Origin of the sequence: Novosphingobium resinovorum (genome assembly GCF_001742225.1) — a bacterium.
Classification (GTDB): Bacteria; Pseudomonadota; Alphaproteobacteria; order Sphingomonadales; family Sphingomonadaceae; genus Novosphingobium; species Novosphingobium resinovorum_A.
Genome location: NZ_CP017077.1, coordinates 487,079 through 504,254 on the forward strand (window position 1 = coordinate 487,079; position 17,176 = coordinate 504,254).

General features: G+C 63.1%; 13 protein-coding genes. 4 read left to right on the forward strand and 9 right to left on the reverse strand.

Annotated features, from left to right (window positions below; genetic code table 11):
- Positions 1-32 precede the first annotated feature (32 nt).
- The 3 genes from BES08_RS27325 to BES08_RS27335 all read right to left on the reverse strand — a co-directional run bounded on the left by BES08_RS27325 (position 33) and on the right by BES08_RS27335 (position 4,715).
- Complete coding sequence (locus BES08_RS27325; protein WP_231958379.1) at positions 33-1,133, reverse strand: acyl-CoA dehydrogenase family protein; 1,101 nt, start codon at positions 1,131-1,133, stop codon at positions 33-35.
- A gap of 65 nt (positions 1,134-1,198) precedes the next feature.
- Positions 1,199-3,370 (reverse strand): PQQ-dependent dehydrogenase, methanol/ethanol family, encoded by a 2,172-nt coding sequence (locus BES08_RS27330; protein WP_156800000.1) that lies wholly within the window; start codon positions 3,368-3,370, stop codon positions 1,199-1,201.
- Positions 3,371-3,596: 226 nt separating this feature from the next.
- The gene (locus tag BES08_RS27335) at positions 3,597-4,715 is read right to left on the reverse strand and encodes a mandelate racemase/muconate lactonizing enzyme family protein (protein WP_069709947.1); all 1,119 of its coding nucleotides are present in this window, start codon (positions 4,713-4,715) and stop codon (positions 3,597-3,599) included.
- Positions 4,716-5,057: 342 nt separating this feature from the next.
- On the opposite strand from BES08_RS27335, the gene BES08_RS27340 reads away from it, so the two are divergent.
- The 4 genes from BES08_RS27340 to BES08_RS27355 all read left to right on the forward strand — a co-directional run bounded on the left by BES08_RS27340 (position 5,058) and on the right by BES08_RS27355 (position 11,372).
- The gene (locus tag BES08_RS27340; protein ID WP_069709948.1) at positions 5,058-7,169 is read left to right on the forward strand and encodes a TonB-dependent receptor; all 2,112 of its coding nucleotides are present in this window, start codon (positions 5,058-5,060) and stop codon (positions 7,167-7,169) included.
- A 69-nt stretch (positions 7,170-7,238) separates the two neighbouring features.
- On the forward strand, positions 7,239-9,560 hold the full coding sequence (locus BES08_RS27345) for a TonB-dependent receptor (protein ID WP_069709949.1): 2,322 nt from the start codon (positions 7,239-7,241) through the stop codon (positions 9,558-9,560).
- A 268-nt stretch (positions 9,561-9,828) separates the two neighbouring features.
- Positions 9,829-10,626 (forward strand): TetR/AcrR family transcriptional regulator, encoded by a 798-nt coding sequence (locus tag BES08_RS27350; RefSeq protein ID WP_069709950.1) that lies wholly within the window; start codon positions 9,829-9,831, stop codon positions 10,624-10,626.
- Positions 10,627-10,676: 50 nt separating this feature from the next.
- Positions 10,677-11,372, forward strand: a complete 696-nt coding sequence (locus BES08_RS27355; protein ID WP_268957472.1) for an enoyl-CoA hydratase-related protein — start codon at positions 10,677-10,679, stop codon at positions 11,370-11,372.
- On the opposite strand, the gene BES08_RS27360 is transcribed toward BES08_RS27355, so the two are convergent.
- The 6 genes from BES08_RS27360 to BES08_RS27385 all read right to left on the reverse strand — a co-directional run bounded on the left by BES08_RS27360 (position 11,359) and on the right by BES08_RS27385 (position 17,130).
- Positions 11,359-12,144: an enoyl-CoA hydratase-related protein gene (locus tag BES08_RS27360; RefSeq protein ID WP_069709952.1), complete on the reverse strand. Its 786-nt coding sequence runs from the start codon at positions 12,142-12,144 to the stop codon at positions 11,359-11,361. The two genes, BES08_RS27355 and BES08_RS27360, sit on opposite strands and share 14 nt — an antisense overlap.
- On the reverse strand, positions 12,137-13,171 hold the full coding sequence (locus tag BES08_RS27365) for a zinc-dependent alcohol dehydrogenase (protein WP_083274868.1): 1,035 nt from the start codon (positions 13,169-13,171) through the stop codon (positions 12,137-12,139). Before BES08_RS27365 ends, BES08_RS27360 begins: the two co-directional genes overlap by 8 nt.
- 362 nt (positions 13,172-13,533) lie before the next feature.
- The gene (locus BES08_RS33250) at positions 13,534-14,061 is read right to left on the reverse strand and encodes a hypothetical protein (protein WP_156800002.1); all 528 of its coding nucleotides are present in this window, start codon (positions 14,059-14,061) and stop codon (positions 13,534-13,536) included.
- A complete protein-coding gene (locus BES08_RS34280) occupies positions 14,048-14,374 on the reverse strand; it encodes a DUF2726 domain-containing protein (protein ID WP_231958381.1) in 327 nt (108 codons plus the stop codon). Before BES08_RS34280 ends, BES08_RS33250 begins: the two co-directional genes overlap by 14 nt.
- 6 nt (positions 14,375-14,380) lie before the next feature.
- Positions 14,381-14,560, reverse strand: a complete 180-nt coding sequence (locus tag BES08_RS34285) for a hypothetical protein (RefSeq protein ID WP_069709955.1) — start codon at positions 14,558-14,560, stop codon at positions 14,381-14,383.
- 62 nt (positions 14,561-14,622) lie between these two features.
- Entirely contained in the window at positions 14,623-17,130 is a 2,508-nt protein-coding gene (locus BES08_RS27385) for an ATP-dependent DNA helicase (RefSeq protein WP_420873477.1), read from the reverse strand.
- Positions 17,131-17,176: the final 46 nt, after the last annotated feature.

Genomic DNA, 17,176 nt, shown 5'->3' on the forward strand with positions numbered 1-17,176 from the left:
GATCTTATTGTTGGGTCAGGCGAATCTATCCCTCAGGAAAGCGTCCGCCCGATGACTTCCTTCAGCACTTCGGATGTGCCGCCGTAGATCCGCTGCACCCGCGCATCGCGCCAGAGCCGGGCGATCGTGTACTCGTTCATGTACCCGGCGCCTCCGTGGATCTGCAGCGCCTCGTCGGTGATCTTCCACTGCATTTCGGTGTGCCACAGCTTGGCGGCGCAGGCCTCTTCGTTGGTCAGGCGTTCCTCGGCCATGCGGGTGATGCAGTGGTCGAGGTGCGCCCAGCCGACCTGCAGCATCGCACGGTGTTCGGCGAGGGTGAAGCGGGTGTTCTGCATGTCGAGCAGCGTGGTGTTGAACAGCTTGCGGTCGCGCGCGAAGCCGAGCGCCTCGTCGAAAGCCCGCTGCGCGCCGGCCTGACCCATGACCGCCTGACTGAGCCGTTCCTGGGGAATCAGTGTCATCACCTGAATGAAGCCGTTGTTCTCCTGCCCGAGCAGGTTTTCGGCGGGAATGCGCACGTCGTCGAAGAACAGTTCGGAGGTATCCGCCGAATGCTGGCCGATCTTGTCCAGCTTGCGCCCCTTGGCGAAGCCCGGCGTGCCCTCGTCGACGAGGAACAGGCTGAGCCCGCGCGCGCCGAGGTCCGGGTCGGTCTTGGCCAGCACGATCACCACGTCGCAGTGCTTGCCGCTGGAAATGTAGGTCTTCGACCCGTTAATGACGTAGTCGCCGCCATCGCGCCGGGCGCTGGTCTTGATGCCCTTGAGATCGGACCCCGCGCCCGGCTCGGTCATGGCGATGGCGGTGACGACCGAGCCGTCCACCATGCCGGGCAGGTAGCGCAGCTTCTGCTCCTCTGTGCCGAAATCGACGAAGTAATCGGCGATGATGTCGGACTGCAGCGGCAGGCTGGCGGACGATCCGGCGTAGGACAGCTCCTCCGTCACCACCGCGTTGTAGCGGAAGTCCAGACCCAGCCCGCCGTAAGCCTCGGGCACGGTGGGGCAGAGCAGGCCCGCTGCGCCCGCCGCGCGCCAGAAATCGCGGTCCACTTCGCGCTGGTCCTCGAACCGGTCGAGGTTGGGAAGGAGGTGCTGCGCGAAGAACTTGCGCACACTGTCGCGAAACATCGCGTGTTCTTCGCCATAGCAGCCCCGCTCTAAGGGAATGGGCATAGGCCTCCTTGCGTCCTTCCTTACTTGCTGCCGAACTCGACGCTCTTGTGCGCCTGGTCGATGACGTAGGCGCGGATCGCGTTGACCTCTGCCGGGGTGTAGTTGGGGGCGAAGCTGACCATGCCCTGATCCTTGAGCAGTCCTTGCAGGACCACGGAATCCCATGCTTCCTGATTGCCCAGCGTGCCCGAATAGCGCAGGTCGGGCAGCACGCCGCCGCTCATCGCGCCGTAGCCGTGGCAGCCGTAGCAGGAACGGTGGTAGATCTGCCGTCCCTCCTCGATCGTCGCGGCATCGGCGAACTGGGGCGGCGGGGAGAGGGTGTTGTCGGCCCCGGCCTTCATCGCGGGCAGGGCGGCCTTGCCGTCCAGCGCGAACGTCAGCACGCGGCTGATGTTGCGGCGCGGGCCGGTCTTGCCCCAGTTGATCGGGCCGACGCCGAGGCCCTCGGTCGTGCCCCAGCCCACCATGATGGTGACGTACTGCGTGCCGTCCTTCGCCCAGCTGATCGGCGCCGCGACGATGCCGGACTGTGCGTCGAAGCTCCACAGCTTGCGGCCGTCCTTGACGTCGTAGGCGTTGAAGTAGCCGGTCGATCCGCCCTGAAACACGAGGCCGCCCGCGGTGCTGAGCACGCCGCCGTTGGCGCCGTTGGGCATCGGCACGCGCCACGCGGCCTTGCCCTTCACCGGATCCCACGCGGTGAGGAAGCCTTTGACCGTCTCGCGCGCCTTCTCCAGCTTGACCGGCTCCACGGGCAGCTTGTTGACCGAGACGTCGGAGCCGATGTTGTACCCGCGCGGCAGTGGCTTGAAGTTCTTCGCCAGCTCGTAAGTGAAGCCGATCTCCTGCGTGGGCAGGTAGACGAGGCCGGTCTGCGGGTTGAACGACATCGGTGGCCAGCCATGCGCGCCCTGCGGTCCGGGCACCGAACTCCACGGCTTGCCGGTGAGCGAATAGTTCGCCTCCCGCCTGGTGCGCGGGCGGCCGGTCTTGAGATCGACGCCGTCGGCCCACGTCACCTTGGAATACGGCTCGGCCGAGATCAGCTTTCCGTTCTGCCGGTCGAGCACGTAGAAGAAGCCGTTCTTGGGCGCCTGCATCAGCACCTTGCGCACTTTGCCGTCGATCTTGAGATCGGCCAGGATCATGTGCTGGGTGGACGTATAGTCCCACTGGTCGCCAGGCGTCGCCTGATAGTGCCAGACGTATTCGCCCGTCTCGGGCCGCAGCGCGAGGATCGAGGCGACGAAGAGGTTGTCGTTGTTGCCGCCCGGATAGGGGTTCGGGCTGCGGTACTTCTGCGGCCAGTAGCTGCCATTGCCGACGCCGACGTAAAGCAGGTCCAGATCGGGATCGTAGGCCATCGAATCCCAGACCGTGCCGCCGCCGTTGCCGTTGCTGATCTTCCAGTGATCCTTGTCCCAGGTCTTCTTCGCCAGCTTGTCGAGGATGGCGTCGGACGCGGCATTGTCCGGGTGTTCCGGGTCGCCGGGCACGGTGTAGAAGCGCCATGCCATCGTGCCGGTGTCGGCGCGATAGGCCGAGACGTAGCCGCGCACGCCGAATTCGGCACCGCCGTTGCCGATCATCACCAGCCCCTTGACGATGCGCGGGGCGCCGGTGATCGAATAGGGCTTGTTGGGATCAATCGTCATCGTCGACCAGACCTGCTGGCCGGTCTTGGCGTTGATGGCGATCAGGCGGCCGTCGATGGTGCCGACGAAGACCTTGCCGTCCCAGTAGGCAACGCCGCGATTGACGACGTCGCAGCAGGCGTTGACGGCGGCATCGCCGGGCACCTTTGGGTCGAACTGCCACAGCAGCTTGCCGGTCACACCGTCGAAAGCCTGCACCTTCGACCAGGCGCTGGAGGTGTAGATCACGCCGTCGACGACGATCGGGGTCGATTCCTGCCCGCGATTGGTGTCCAGATCGTAGGACCACGCCAGCTTGAGCTCGCCGATGTTGCTCTGGTTGATCGAATCGAGCGGGCTGAACCGGGTTTCCTGATAATTGAGGCCGGTGGTCAGCCAGTTGCCCGGCTCCTTGGCGGCAGCGACGATCCGCTCGCCGAAAGTGGTGTCGAGCGGGGCATCGTTGGCGTCGCCCGAACCGGGCGCCTTTCCGCAACCGGCGCTTGCCAGCAGGGCAAGCACGCAGGCGGATTGTAGCAGCGTACGGCTAATCATCGGTCCTCTCATCATCCCACCGGTTCTTTTCGCTTTTTGTCAGGGATGCCGCTCTTCGGCTGTGGCCGGAGCGGCGTCCCTGTGCTCGGTTCCCAAATGCGTAAGGTATTTTGTAACGTGTTGCAATTGTTTGGTGCTATCGGCGCGATGTTTATAAAAATATCTATTTAAAACAGATGTATGTATGATCGTCCGAGTAGGAACTATCGCGCCGAATCCGCGTCCGTCAGAAGTAGTGCATGGAAGCCGGTTCGTTGGCCGACAGCATGCGGACGGTGAGATCGTCGATGGCGTCCTCGTCGATCTCGTAGCCGAGGCCGGGCTTGGTCGGCGCGGGGACGCAGCCGTCGGCACCGACGCGCAGCGAGTCCTTCATGCCGATGTCGAGGATGCCCGTGGGCACCGGCAGTTCGACCAGTTCGCAGTTGTGGACCGAGAGCATCACATGGAAATGCGCGGCCTGGATCAGCGTCGATCCGTAGCTGTGCGGTTCGTAGTTAATGCCGAAAGCCTCGCACAAGTGCGCGGTCTTGCGCATGGCGCTGATGCCGCCGACCCAGTCGCCGATCGCACGCACCGAATCGACTGCCTGCGCGGTGAGATAAGGCGGCACCGCCTTGAAGCCGAGGCGTAGGCTTTCCAGCCCGGCGATCTGCACGCGGAAGCTGCGCGACAGGTCGGCAAGGCCCTGGATATCGGTGTCGTCGATCGGCGCCTCGTACCAGAAGAAGTTCATCTCCTCGAGCGCGGCGCCCACTTCGAAGGCTTCGCGGCGGTTGTAGGCGTTCACCGGGTCGAGCATCAGGTCCATGCTGTCGCCCACCGCCGCGTGGACGGCGCGGCACACCTCGATGTCCCGCTTCGCTTCGCCCCAGGCGTGTAGCTTGAACGCGGTGAAGCCTTCGGCGCGGCATTCGTGGGCCAGCTTCACGTAGTCGTCGACGGTGGGATAGGTCACGGTGCTGGCATAGGCGCGCACCTTGTGCCGCGCGGCGCCGAGCACCTTGTAGACCGGCAGGCCCGCCGCCTTGCCGATCAAGTCCCACAAGGCGATGTCGATGGCCGAGGCGATCGAGGTCGGCTGCGTGAGGCGATCGGTCAGTTCGTAGGACAGTGCCTCCACGTCATGCGGGCTGCGTCCGATCAGGATGCCGCGCAGCCGCGCCAGCGCGTCCTCGACATGGCCGGGGCCGGTCAGCCAGGTGATGCACTGGCCTTCGATCCCTTCGTCGGCGATGATCCTGAACAGCAGCATCCCGATCGATTTCTCGGGCCAGTCTTCCTTCCATTTGAAGCCGGTATCGAGCGGCTTGAGCTGCTGCACTTTCAGATCGACGATCTTCATCCGGTTTCTCCCAATTGTGTCCGATCCTGCGGTCTTTGGATGGTCCGCTGGAGCAGTGCTTACCACGCATAAGAAAAACATGTTGTAAAAAATATCGAGTCGTGTTTCATTTTGGGGGCAAGATGGAAACGACCGGCAGGGATGCTGCACGGATTCGCAGGGCACGAAAGATACTGCCCGCGAATAGGGAGAGCGGTGAAATTCCTGCAAATTGCTGGATTTGAAGACCTGAATTCCGCTTTACGGCACTGCCGGAGGCGGGTCTCTAAAAGATAAAGACGCTCGGGGAGAGCGGTCCAGAGAGAGGATTGTAACATGTGCTCATTTACGAGCCGAAACGCCATGGCTATCGCCTGCGTCGTGGCGGCGACGCCGAACATCGCCTTCGCCCAGTCGACCCCGCCGCCAGAGCGGGCGCCACAGGCCAACGCCGCGATCGAGGAAATCGTCGTCACCGCGCAGAAGCGCTCCGAGCGCATTCAGGACGTGCCGATCTCGATCACCGCGATCACCGGCGATTCCGTGACCCGGCGCGGCATCAACACGGCGGACGAACTGACCACCGCGGTGCCCTCTCTGACCTGGCAGAAGAGCTACAACGGTGCGCCGTTCATTCGCGGTGTCGGCAAGCCGATCGTCACGGCGGGCAACGAGTCCTCAGTCGGCATCTTCGTCGACGGGGTGCTGCAGATCAGCCCGCTGATGACCAATTTCGCACTCAACAACGTCGAGCGGGTGGAAGTGCTGAAAGGGCCGCAGGGCACGCTGTTCGGCCGAAATTCCAACGGCGGCGTCATCAACATCACCACCCGCGAGCCCAGCCACAAGCCCACGCTCGACGCCTCGATCGGCTATGCCAACTACGAGACGGTGGAAGGCAAGTTCTACGCCTCCACCGGCCTCAGCGATACGCTCGCGGTGAGCGTGGCGGGGGCCTATTACGATCAGAGCGACGGCTGGGGCCGCAACGTCACCACCGGCGAGGATGCCTATACGGAGAAGTCGCACGACGTTCGCGCCAAGCTGCTGTGGGAGCCGACGGATCGCACGAAGATCACGCTGACCGGCGAGTATCACTTCATGCGCAGCCAGTCGAACGCCTATAGCCCGATGGCCGGGACGACGGCGCTGGATGGTTCGACCACGGCGGGTTTCTACAACCTCACCTCCGACTACGATACCTATGTGCGCACGAAAGTCGGCGCGGGCAGCCTTTCGGTCCGTCACGACATGGGCTGGGCGCAACTGGTGTCGATCAGCGCCTATACCGACGTGCGTACCTTCTGGCCCTACGATTCCGACGGCTCGCCGACCGCGAACTTGCAGGGGCCGATATGGGAAACCGCGAAGGGCTTTACGCAGGAAGTCCAGCTGGTGTCGCCCAGCCAAGGCAACTTCAAGTGGGTTGCCGGTCTTTACTACATGTACTTCGACGCGGCGTTCAATCCGATCGAGCTGAACGGCGCCGAACTGGGCGGTGCGAAGCTGGAAATCTTCGGCGACACAAAGGCCAACTCCTACGCCGGTTTCGGCGAGGCGACCTGGACGTTCCTGCCCAACACCAACCTGATCGTCGGCGGTCGCATGACTTTCGACAGCCGGTCGGTCAGCGGCCACACCGACGTCGATGGCGCGCCGGGTGCAGTCACTCGGCAGTCGAAGAACTTCAGCCAGCCGACATGGCGCGTCACCCTGAACCACAGCTTCGATCCTGACCTGATGGTCTACGGCACCGTGAGCACGGGCTACAATTCCGGCCAGTTCAACACCGGCAACGCCGCCGCGCCCGCCGTCCAGCCCGAGAAGCTGACCGCCTACGAAGTGGGCTTCAAGGCGCAGCTGTTCGATCGCCGTTTCCAGCTCAATGCCTCGGCCTTCCATTACGATTACAAGGACTTGCAGGTCACCATCGTCGAGAACGCGGTGACGCTGCAGACCAATGCGGCGAAGGCCAAGATCGACGGCTTCGAGGTGGAATCGACGATCGTGCCGATCCCCGGCCTCTATCTCGACGCTTCGGTGGCTTACACCAATGCGCGCTACAGCGATTACGAGAATGCGCAGTTCTACGTGCCGCTGACGGGCGGCGGCTATACCACCACGACCGGCGACGCGACCGGGAACCGGCTGCAGTCCGCGCCCAGGTGGTCTATGACCGCCGGTGCCCGCTACGATATCGAGACCGACGCGGGCCGCTTCACGCCCGCCGTCAACTACACCCGGCGCGGGCCTTATTACTGGGACACGCAGAACATCGTGCGCGAGCCGACGCAGAACCTGCTCGGCGCCTCGCTGACGTACACCAGCCCGGACGATCGCTGGTCGCTGCGGCTCTGGGGCAAGAACCTGCTGAACGACAAGATCCGCGCATGGACGATCCAGCGCGTGGAGCTGTTCGGATCGACCCCCTCGGCCCCGCGTACGTACGGGGCGACGCTGGGCGTGAAGATGTAGGCGGCAGGATTTTTCCGGAAAATCTCCAACCTTCGGGGTCAACGAGAGATGAACAGGGGAGAGAGTAGAATGACGGTTCGAGTTTCACCGCGCCATGCCCTTGCGGCATCGGTCGCCACCATCGCGCTGGCCGCGGCGCCTGCCATGGCACAGCAGGCACCTGCCAACGAGCGCGAGATGCAGGAGATCATCGTCACCGCGCAGAAGCGCGAGCAGTCGATCAAGGATGTCGGCATGTCGATCCAGGCGACCTCAGGCGAGGAGCTGAGCCGCACCGGCATCACCGACGTCGCCGGCCTGTCGAAAGTGACTGCCGGGTTCTTCGCCAATGAATCGATCTACCAGACGCCGGTCTACACGATCCGCGGCATCGGCTTCCAGGACTCCGCGCTGGGTGCGGGGCCGACCGTCAGCGTCTATACCGACCAGGCGCCGATCCCGTTCTCGGCCGAGACGCAGGGCGTGACCCTCGACCTTCAGCGCGTGGAGGTGCTGAAGGGGCCGCAGGGTACGCTGTTCGGGCAGAACTCCACCGGCGGCGCGGTCAACTACATCGCCAATACGCCGACCGATCACCTGAGCGCCGGGCTCAACGCCAGCCTCGGCCGGTTCTGGACGACCGACGTCGAAGGCTTCGTCAGCGGCCCGATCTCCGACACGCTGCGCGTGCGCCTTGCGGGCCGCACGATCCAGAGCGGCAGCTGGCAGTACGACTATGTCAACGGCGACAAGCTGGGGAAGAAGGACTTCCTCAACGGCCGATTCCTTGCCGAGTTCGAGCCGAGCAGCGCGGTCAAGTTCACGCTCAACGTCAGCGGCTGGCGCGATCGGTCCGAGGAAGTGATCCCGCAGTTCTTCGGCGTCGAGCTGAACGGTACGAACGTGGCGCCGCCCGACGGCTACCTGAACTATCCGGTGGCGCCGAAGAACACCCGCGCGGCCAGTTGGGACAAGGGGCGCGACTGGCGGCGCAACAATCACATGGTCTTCACCTCACTGCGCGGCGACTTCGACCTTGGCGGCGTGACGGTGACTTCGCTGACATCGTATCAGGACTTCCATCGCTTCCAGCCGATCGACGGCGACGGCACCAGCTACACCAATATGTACGTGCCGCAGACCGGCGACATCGAGACGTTCTATCAGGAACTGCGCGTCTCTGGCGATTTCGGCGGGCGCGGGTCGTGGATGATCGGCGGCAATTACGAGCACGACAAGGTGTTCGACCAGTTCTACCAGGAGTTCCCCGATTCCAGCGCGGCCTACGTGTTCGGCCTGCCGCTCGGCACTAACTACGATTATTCGCGCCAGAAGATCCGCACTTTCGCGGCGTTCGCCAATGTCGAATATCCGCTGACCGATCGCCTGACCCTGCTGGCAGGCGCGCGCTACACCAAGTCCAAGCGCAATTACGAAAGCTGCGGCTACGATGCCGGTGACGGCAATGCCGCCGCCGTGTTCGAAGCGATCTCGGACTATCTGCGCGGGCTCAACGGCCTGCCGCCTGCCGCGCAGATCGGCGTGGGCCAGTGCTTCTCGCTGACGGGCGCGCCGGACTATCTCCCCGCGCTCGAACGCAACACGCTGACCGAGGACAACGTCTCGTGGCGCGCGGGGCTCAACTACAAGCTGGACCGTGCGACGCTGCTCTATGCCAACATCAGCAAGGGCTACAAGGCGGGCAGCTTCCCGACGATCTCGGTCAGTTTCAACCGCCCGCAGCTGTTGCCGGTGACGCAGGAGAGCGTGCTGGCCTACGAACTGGGCATCAAGAGCACGCAGGCGCAGGGCCGCATCTCGTTCGATCTTTCGGGCTTCTATTACGACTATCGCAACAAGCAGCTGCTGGGCGCCGTGCTCGATCCGATCTTCGGGCCGCTAAATGCGCTGGTCAACGTGCCCAAGTCGCACATCATCGGCTTCGATCTGGCCGCCACGCTGATCCCGGTGGACGGGCTGACGATCAAGCCGATGCTGGCCTTTACCAAGACACGGATCGACGGCAACTTCGTCAATTACGACTACAGCGGCGCGCTCGGCAATTTCACGGGCGAGCCTTTCCCCTTCGCGCGCAAGTGGCAGGGCAACGTCGATGTCGAATATCGCTTCCCGGTGGCCGACGATCGCGAGGTCTTCCTCGGCGCCAACGTCGATTATGCCGGGGCGTCCAACTCCAAGCTGGGCGAGCCCGAGCGGTTCAAGCTCAACGCACGGGCGCTGCTGGACCTTCGCGCAGGGATCGAGATGGGCGACGTGACGTTCAGCATCTGGGGCCGCAACGTGACCGACAAGTTCTACATCACCAACTCGCTGCGCCAGAACGACGCCGACATCCGCTTTGTCGGTGCCCCGGCGACCTATGGCGCGACCGTCAACGTCAGGTTCCAGTGACGGCGTGAGATATCGAGTGATCGTGCTTCCTCCCCTGGCCCGGACCGATCGAGGTCCGGGTCTGTTTCCCTAGGGAGGGAGCGGGGTAAAAATCCATCGCAGGGCGTTGTGATATGCGATACAGGACGAAATCGAGTAAAAATTGCAACGAGTTTCGGTCCATGAGGCCGGTTGGAAAGCGTCCTGTAAAAATGCCCTTGTCATTCCGCCACGCCTCGCCGTCCAATGGAATCGGTTCCTTGCGCTACGCTGGAAGCGAGGTGGCATCGTGAGCTTTCCGCAGGATATTGAGCTTCTGGCGATCCAGAAGATGATCAACAGCAGCGAGGCGATGTTCGACCGCCGTCGCCGCATCCTGCGCGAGGCGCGGCGGATCATCAGCGAGAACGGGCTCGATCAGATGAACATGCGCGAACTCGCGCGCCGGGCCGATGTCTCGACCAAGACCGTCTACAATGCCTTCGGCAGCAAGGAGATGGTCATCGCCCTGGCGATCTATACCTATTTCGAGCAGTTCGTCACTCACACCGAATTCGACGAGGACGTGCAGACCTTCCCCGGTGCGCTGGCCCGCCAGACGACGAGCACGCTGCGCGACATCGACATTCCCAACTATATGCGCGCTGTCATCGCGCTCTACTTCTCGCCGACCGTGCATCCGACCATCCACGCGGTTCTGATCGACCTTGCCACCCGCTCATGGCTCGGCTGGCTTAAGGGCGTGGAGGACCGGCGCGAACTGCATCCCGGCGTGGTCGTGCGCGAACTGTTGGTCGATCTGTCGAACGTGCAGTACGGCCGCATCCACGAATGGAGTGCGGGCGGTATCGACGACGACGTATTCATGCGCCGCTCGCTTTCCAGCATCCTCATGTTGCTGATGGGCGCCACCGTCGGCGCGGCGCATGAGGAAGTCCGCCAAGCCTTTACCGCCGCGCAGAGCGACGCCCGCTATCGCGAGGAAATCTTCGGTGCCGCTCGCCAGCGGATCGATGCCGCGCTCTCCGCGCTGGACAGCAAGTCCAAGGCCAAGCGCTCGCGCCTCACGGCCAAGGTGCTGCTCTGAGCGAGGCGGCGGCCGCGCCGCTGCGCCTCGATCGGCGCGGCCGGGTCGCGGTGGTGACGCTGAACCGGCCCGCCGCGCGCAATGCGCTTTCGCTCGCGCTACAGCATGCCATCGTCGATGTCTTCGGCGCGCTGGCGGTGGACGCGGATGTCGCCGCGATCGTGCTGACAGGTGCCGGTCAGCATGCCTTCTGTGCCGGTCTGGACCTCAAGGAACTGGCCGCGGGCGTCGATCTCGTCAACCTCGCGATCGACCCGGTTGCGGCCGTCGCGGCGGTGGGAAAGCCGGTGATCGCGGCGATCAACGGGGCGGCGATCACCGGCGGGCTCGAACTGATGCTGGCGTGCGATCTGGCTCTCTGCGCCGACAGTGCGATCTTCGTGGACAGTCATGCGCGGATGAATGTCAGCCCGGGCTGGGGCCTGTCGCAGCGCCTATCGCGCCGCATCGGATTGCCGCGCGCGCTGGAAATGTCGCTCGGCGGGCGTCCGGTCGATGCTGCGACGGCATGCGCCTGGGGACTGGTCAATCACGTTGCGCCGGCTGCCGAACTGATGGCGCAGGCGGAGGCTCTGGCGCAGGCTATCGCGGTGCATGATCCGGCGTTCATCCGCCACTATCGAGGCCTGATCGAAGAGGGCAGGAACCTGCCACTGGCGGACGCACTCGCGCATGAGAAGGTGCGTTCAGGGCAGTTCAACCGCGCCTATACTTTCGCCGACAGCAACCCGATCAGCTACCGGTAAAGCGGGGTAGGCGCTTTTCGAGGAAGGCGCGCACGCCTTCGCCGAAGTCCTGCGTGCGGCCGCTGTCGCGCTGGGCTTCGCGTTCCGCGCGGAGCATCGCCGCGAAATCCTCGTCCAGCGCTGACCATGAAAGCCTGCGGATGGCGGAGAGCGAGGCCGGCCCCTCGGCGATCCGCTGCGCCAGTTCCAGCGCCTCGGCCATAAGCCGCTCGCCGGGGACGACGCGGTTGACGAGGCCCCATTCGAGCGCCTGTCCGGCTCCGAAGCGACCGCCCAGCAGCATCATTTCGTTGGCGCGCACCCTGCCGATCGTGCGCACCAGCATGTGGAAGATGCCACTGTCCGGCACCAGTCCGATACGCGCGAAGGCCATGATGAACTGCGCGTCCTCGGCTGCCAGCACCATGTCGCCCGCCAGCCCGAGTGCCGCGCCGCCTCCCGCTGCCGCACCTTGCAGGGCGCTGATCCAGGTGATCCGCAAGGCGCGAAGCCGGGCCATCAGGGGATTGAGATGCGTTTCCAGCGGAGCCCCGCAGTCCTGCTCCTCCTCGCGCTCGGTCGGGTAGGTAAAACCGCCCGACAAGTCGGCTCCGGAACAGAACGCCCGGCCATTGCCCGACACGACCAGCACCCTCGCGCGTGCCTCGGCCTCGTCAAGCGCAGCTTGCATGGCCTCGATCATCGCGAAGTTCAGCGCGTTGAGGGCTTCGGGCCGGTTGAGGCGGATCTGCGCGACCTTGCCGGTGATCTCCAGTTCGATCGGCTCAGGCATCAAGGTTCACCATCAGTTTGCAGGCATCTTTGTTGCGGCGCAGTTCCTCGAACCGGGCGGGCAACTGGTGCAGTGAGACTTCGCCGTCGTACATCGGCATCGGATTAATCCGGGCCGAGGCGATCAGCCGCTCTGCCAGTGCGAATTCGCGGATGGTGTAGCAGACTGCGAAACGGAAGGTGAGTTCCTTGCACAGCGGGGTGAGCACATTGAGCGGGTCCTTGCCGTTACAGCCACCGGCGATGACGACGCGGCCGCGTTTCTCGGCCAGATCGCAGCACAGATCGAGCATGCCGGGAACTCCGGCGCATTCGATTACGATTTCCGGAGGGCCGCCCGCATGGCGGATGAAATTGCGGCGCAAGTCCGCATCGTTCAGCAGGAACTCAGTGGCACCCATCGCGACAGCACGGTCGGCATGGCGATCAGTGCGCGCGCACACGACGACTGCCCCCGCACCGGAGAGCTTCGCGCAGGCGGCTGCGCTGAGGCCGATCGGCCCGGCTCCTACGATCAGCACCCGCGCGCCCAGAGTGATCCCCGCGCAGGCGACGGCCCGGATGCCCACCGCAACCGGTTCAGTGAATGCGGCCTGCTCCCAGCTGAGATGCTCCGAAACGCGTGCGGTTTCCCGGGCGCCGATCACGGCATATTCGCTGAAAGCCCCGATGAGGTCGCCCGTGGCCAGGCTGAGGGTTTCCGGACAATGGAAGGGGTAGCCGTTAAGGCATTCCCGGCAGCGCCCGCAGCCGACATAGGGCAGCGCGGCGACGCGGTCGCCCTCGCGCCAGATGTCGGAGGTTCCTTCCCCCAGTTCGACGATCTCTCCGGCGAATTCGTGCCCCAGCACCGTTCCGTGCGGCACCTGCCAGGCCGCGTGCGCTTCGGTCAGGTGCAGGTCGCTGCCGCAAACGCCGCAGCGCTTCACCCGCACCAGCAACTGGCCTGGGCCGGGACGCGGCACGTCGATCTGCTGGATGGCGAGCGGACGCCCGGCGCCAACGAAAACGGCCGCCTTCATCTTCATCGCTCTCTCCCGATTGCTGCGGAACCGCGGAAATCTGACTGTCCGTGAGTATTATATTACATCACGTAGTAATATCATCATGTCAATTCGTAATCGCGCCAACGGGTATCGTCACTCCGGCAATCCATATGATTATTGTTCTCTGTGCTCGATCGACGATTAGCATCCAAATCTGCGATCCTAGGGTAAGAATCTGTAATTGCGTAGCTTTTCGGTATTGATCCCCCTTGAGGGTTTCATGGATATGTTCGCCAGAGCCGCCTTCACTAACTCCCCCTTGGAACTGGAAGGCCGCTCAGCAGCAGTTCATACAGGAAATCGCTGCCTGACGTCCTGCGGATCCGCGCTAGGGTCAGGACCTATTAATTGGTTGCAGGAGGCGAGAAGGTTTGATTTCGGTATGTGCCCGGCGGGACAGGGATCGTGACTTCGTCTCCACGACGAACGTAGACGGAAATGACATGGGTGTCGGTCGCTGGATCATAGAGTTGGATGACGGCATTCCCCATGTCCGTCACGACCTTCAGGCTCGAGGTCGCCGATCGCGGATCTATGGAACGATTGACCGTGACGCTGCCGCTTTCAGGAAATGGGATCTCGACGTCAGTGTCAGGAATCCATCCGCTGCGCTTCATGTCGCGCCACATGGGAATGACGTAAGTTAGAAGGCAAAGGATAGGTATGAGGCTTGCGACAGCGCTGCGCCATCTCGGCGCACCACTGGATTTCGGCCTCCAACGATTCTTCTGATAGTCAAATCCTTGGTTCTTCTCAGAGAACCAGAGGCCGTCATGTTCGCTGCGGCTCTTCTTGTCATTCCAACGGGTGCCACCTAGCCCTCTGCGCTTTCGGTAGCGATCGCGCATATAGTCGCGGTCATCGATTCCCATTGTGGCCGCCCTTGCTGTTGGCTGAAAAGGGAGGCATCAGCAGCGACGACACTGCCTGATGTACCTCCTCGAAGCGGGGTTGCACAGATCGGCCAATGCGGACTGTTTGATAACCAGCATGGCTAGTCATGGCATCGCGAGCGCGATCGCGAGCCGCATTGTGGCTGTAATCATCGACTTCGATCAGCGCGAGGATCGCGCCAGTCGCCCGATCCTGCGCGACGAAATCAACGATTTTCTGCGAGAACGCATTGCGATCGGAGTGACGGGATTTTCGCAATGGGTTTGTAGGGGCCTTGAGCAAAGCGCCCATCGCCACCTAGGCGTGAATGCGGCAATGGGACAGGGCCCGTTCCAAAGCGATCAGCATCGCAGCCTCACGTTTGGTCAGGAAGGGTTTCGAGACAGGCTTCGGCGCTGTGTTGAGGCCAGCCAAAGCCTTCAGTAGCCCTAATCCCACCACCAGCAGGATGAGCATTCCGATTTTGGTTTCATCCATGATCAATCAGCCCCTTGGGTGCGGAGGGTAGGGAGGCACAGCGTTCAAAGGGATGATTTTGGTCATACATCGAGTCCCAGGTTCTTTTCGGGCAGGCCCGGAATTTGGCCGTCATCACGGCCAGGCATCGGCGGAATGCCGGTGAGATCATCAATGGTGGTGTCGACGATGCCGAGCCCATCCCCCTCGAGGTGATCCAGCAGTGCTTGCCGGAGCGGATCGGCGTCTTCCTTGTCCTGCGCGGGGGCAGGGGGCTCATCAGCGCCGGGGTCGTAGATCTGATCGGTACTGGCATCGAAGGTGAAATAGTCAGTCTCCGATGGCCCCATCGGAGGCAGGTCATCCAAATCCATTGTATCGGAACCGGACAAGCCGTTCTGGCTCGTCTCCACTTCGCCGCGTCCAGCGGCCGCGTTCTCGTTGCCATCGCTGCCAGTGCCGGCGCCGCCGTCGTGTGCATCGGCTGCGGGCATTGGGGGCAGGTCGCCCAAATCAGCGGTGGCATCGCTGCCAGGGCCGTTCGGCGCGCCAACGGCACCGCTCTCTGCGTCAAGCGCATCGAATGCGGCGGTAAGTGCAGCGTCTGCCGCTTCCTGCTTGGCATCGACACCATCGATGTCGAGCTGCCCGGTGCTTTCGAGAGAGGAGGTCTTGTCGCCGGGATTGGAGTTCAGTCGCCATTCCAGCTTCTGGCGATCGTCGACGATCATGGTGAGGCCATCGCGCACACGAGTCACGAGGACGTTGAAAAGGCGCTTGTTCGAGAGGTTATGCTCATAGGAGAGCATAACGCCTATCCCCTTATCGGCCGTGACGCCCTGAGCCATGTGCATATTGAGAGCGTAGGCGAGGCCGATCCTACTGAGCATTGGATCACCGCGCTCGAGTGTCAGGCGCTCGTTATTCGCGCTTTCGACGGTGACGCTCCCGCCCTCTATGGAGACGATCTTTGCTAGTGCGGCATTGTCCAAGCCGCGATCCTTGTCGTTGGTGGTCCAGCGGATTGTGTCGCCTTCATAAATTTTGAGCGTTTCGAGGTTGGAGAGTTCGAGTCGGCTACGGGTGATGCTGGGATCGATTTTCTGGGGATCGAAGCGCAGGTTGCGCCCGTTGGGGCCCGTCAGTTGGACCTTGCCGTTGTCGAAGATGCGGCTGACCTGATACTGCCCGCGCCCCAGCCCGACTTCTCGTATTTGCCCCGTTACCGTCAGGGTCTGGCCGACGGTATAGTGATGGGCATAGCGCAACTGCTCGCGCTCTTTGCTGACCCGGTCATGGACAGTGACGTCCAGGCCATCTCCTTTCAGAGTGCCCTCCTGTCGCAAACCTTGCTGAATTTCGGTATTGATCTCGGAACGTGCCTCTCGCCCCGAAACGAAGACGGCCGTTACATCCCGGTCCTCTGCGGAGAGAGCTAACCATGTCTCCGCCGCCTGCGCAGCTGGTTCGGCATGTTCACTGACATTGTCACCCAGCACCTTCAGCGCGGCGCCTGCGCGGGCAGTGTTGGCAAGCGCCGCTACAGTCAGAAGTTGCTTGTTGTCTGGATTGATACGCACGTTCTGATCCATGCGCGCCATCGTGATGCCGGCGGCCTGTACCATGGCAAATGACTTACCGGCGTCGATCGAGGAGAGCTGTTGACGGTCGCCGACGAAGGCGACCTTCTCGATGCCGAGCGCTTCGGTTATGCGCATCAGCTTGAGCATGTCGTCGCTTGAGACCATCGAGGTTTCGTCGACGACGACGATCGTCCCGGCCAGTTCGTTGCGCCGCTGCTGCGCGCCCGGACTGGCCGGGTTGCTGAGGTACTTCTCATTTTGCCAAACGAACGAGGCGATCGTCTGCGCAGAGACCCCGGCCTTCTCCATGTCCTCGGCCGAGAGGTTCTTCGGAACCATGCCTTCGCGCATGTCGCCGACCATCTTGTTCTGGAACGCGAGGCCGAGGACTTGCTTGCCCTCATCGCGCGCGACTGCGGCGACAGTCTGAAGCATGGTAGACTTGCCGGCGCCGGCGACACCTTGAACGACGACGTAGCGATCCTCGCTGGAAACGATCATGGTCGCGGCCGCGAGCTGCCCCTGATTCAATTCACGGGGCGCTGCTGCCTCCTGAAGCCGCGATGGCGCACTGGCGGCATCAACGATCGAGGTGCCTTTGCCATTGCCGGCTTCGACGTGATCGAGAATGGATTGCTCGACCTTCAATGACTCTGGCGTGGTGACGGCATCTACCAAGCGCCCCTTTTGGCGGATCTCGCCGGCTACGAGTTGCCCATTCTTGATCAGCCGATCGATGCGCGCTTCGACGTTGTCGATCGTGACGCCCTTGAGGCCAAGATCGAGAGCCGTCTTGGAAACCTGATGCACCTGAAAGGCGGCTTCACGCTGGCTGAGGATTCGGACGGCCGAGGCGACGGCGAGTTGCGCGCGGGCATCGCCGGGCGACCCGGCCAGACGCGCGATGCCAGCATCGACCAGTGGTTCAGGGGATCGCAGGAGGCCGGATACGAATTCGCGCGCGGTGTTCACCACCTCCAGCATCGCCTTGTAGCCGCGCACGGCCATGTTTTCCGGCTGTTCGCGTGAGGCGCGTACAGCCGCCTCCAGGATT

What these genes read in the sequence shown, in the direction of transcription:
- BES08_RS27325 (WP_231958379.1), bottom strand. Translation starts at nt 1,133, where the DNA reads ATGTTTCGCGACAGTGTGCGCAAGTTCTTCGCGCAGCACCTCCTTCCC.
- BES08_RS27330 (WP_156800000.1), bottom strand. Translation starts at nt 3,370, where the DNA reads ATGATTAGCCGTACGCTGCTACAATCCGCCTGCGTGCTTGCCCTGCTG.
- BES08_RS27335 (WP_069709947.1), bottom strand. Translation starts at nt 4,715, where the DNA reads ATGAAGATCGTCGATCTGAAAGTGCAGCAGCTCAAGCCGCTCGATACC.
- BES08_RS27340 (WP_069709948.1), top strand. Translation starts at nt 5,058, where the DNA reads ATGGCTATCGCCTGCGTCGTGGCGGCGACGCCGAACATCGCCTTCGCC.
- BES08_RS27345 (WP_069709949.1), top strand. Translation starts at nt 7,239, where the DNA reads ATGACGGTTCGAGTTTCACCGCGCCATGCCCTTGCGGCATCGGTCGCC.
- BES08_RS27360 (WP_069709952.1), bottom strand. Translation starts at nt 12,144, where the DNA reads ATGCCTGAGCCGATCGAACTGGAGATCACCGGCAAGGTCGCGCAGATC.
- BES08_RS27365 (WP_083274868.1), bottom strand. Translation starts at nt 13,171, where the DNA reads ATGAAGATGAAGGCGGCCGTTTTCGTTGGCGCCGGGCGTCCGCTCGCC.
- BES08_RS33250 (WP_156800002.1), bottom strand. Translation starts at nt 14,061, where the DNA reads ATGGGAATCGATGACCGCGACTATATGCGCGATCGCTACCGAAAGCGC.
- BES08_RS34280 (WP_231958381.1), bottom strand. Translation starts at nt 14,374, where the DNA reads ATGGGCGCTTTGCTCAAGGCCCCTACAAACCCATTGCGAAAATCCCGT.
- BES08_RS34285 (WP_069709955.1), bottom strand. Translation starts at nt 14,560, where the DNA reads ATGGATGAAACCAAAATCGGAATGCTCATCCTGCTGGTGGTGGGATTA.
- BES08_RS27385 (WP_420873477.1), bottom strand. Translation starts at nt 17,130, where the DNA reads ATGGCCGTGCGCGGCTACAAGGCGATGCTGGAGGTGGTGAACACCGCG.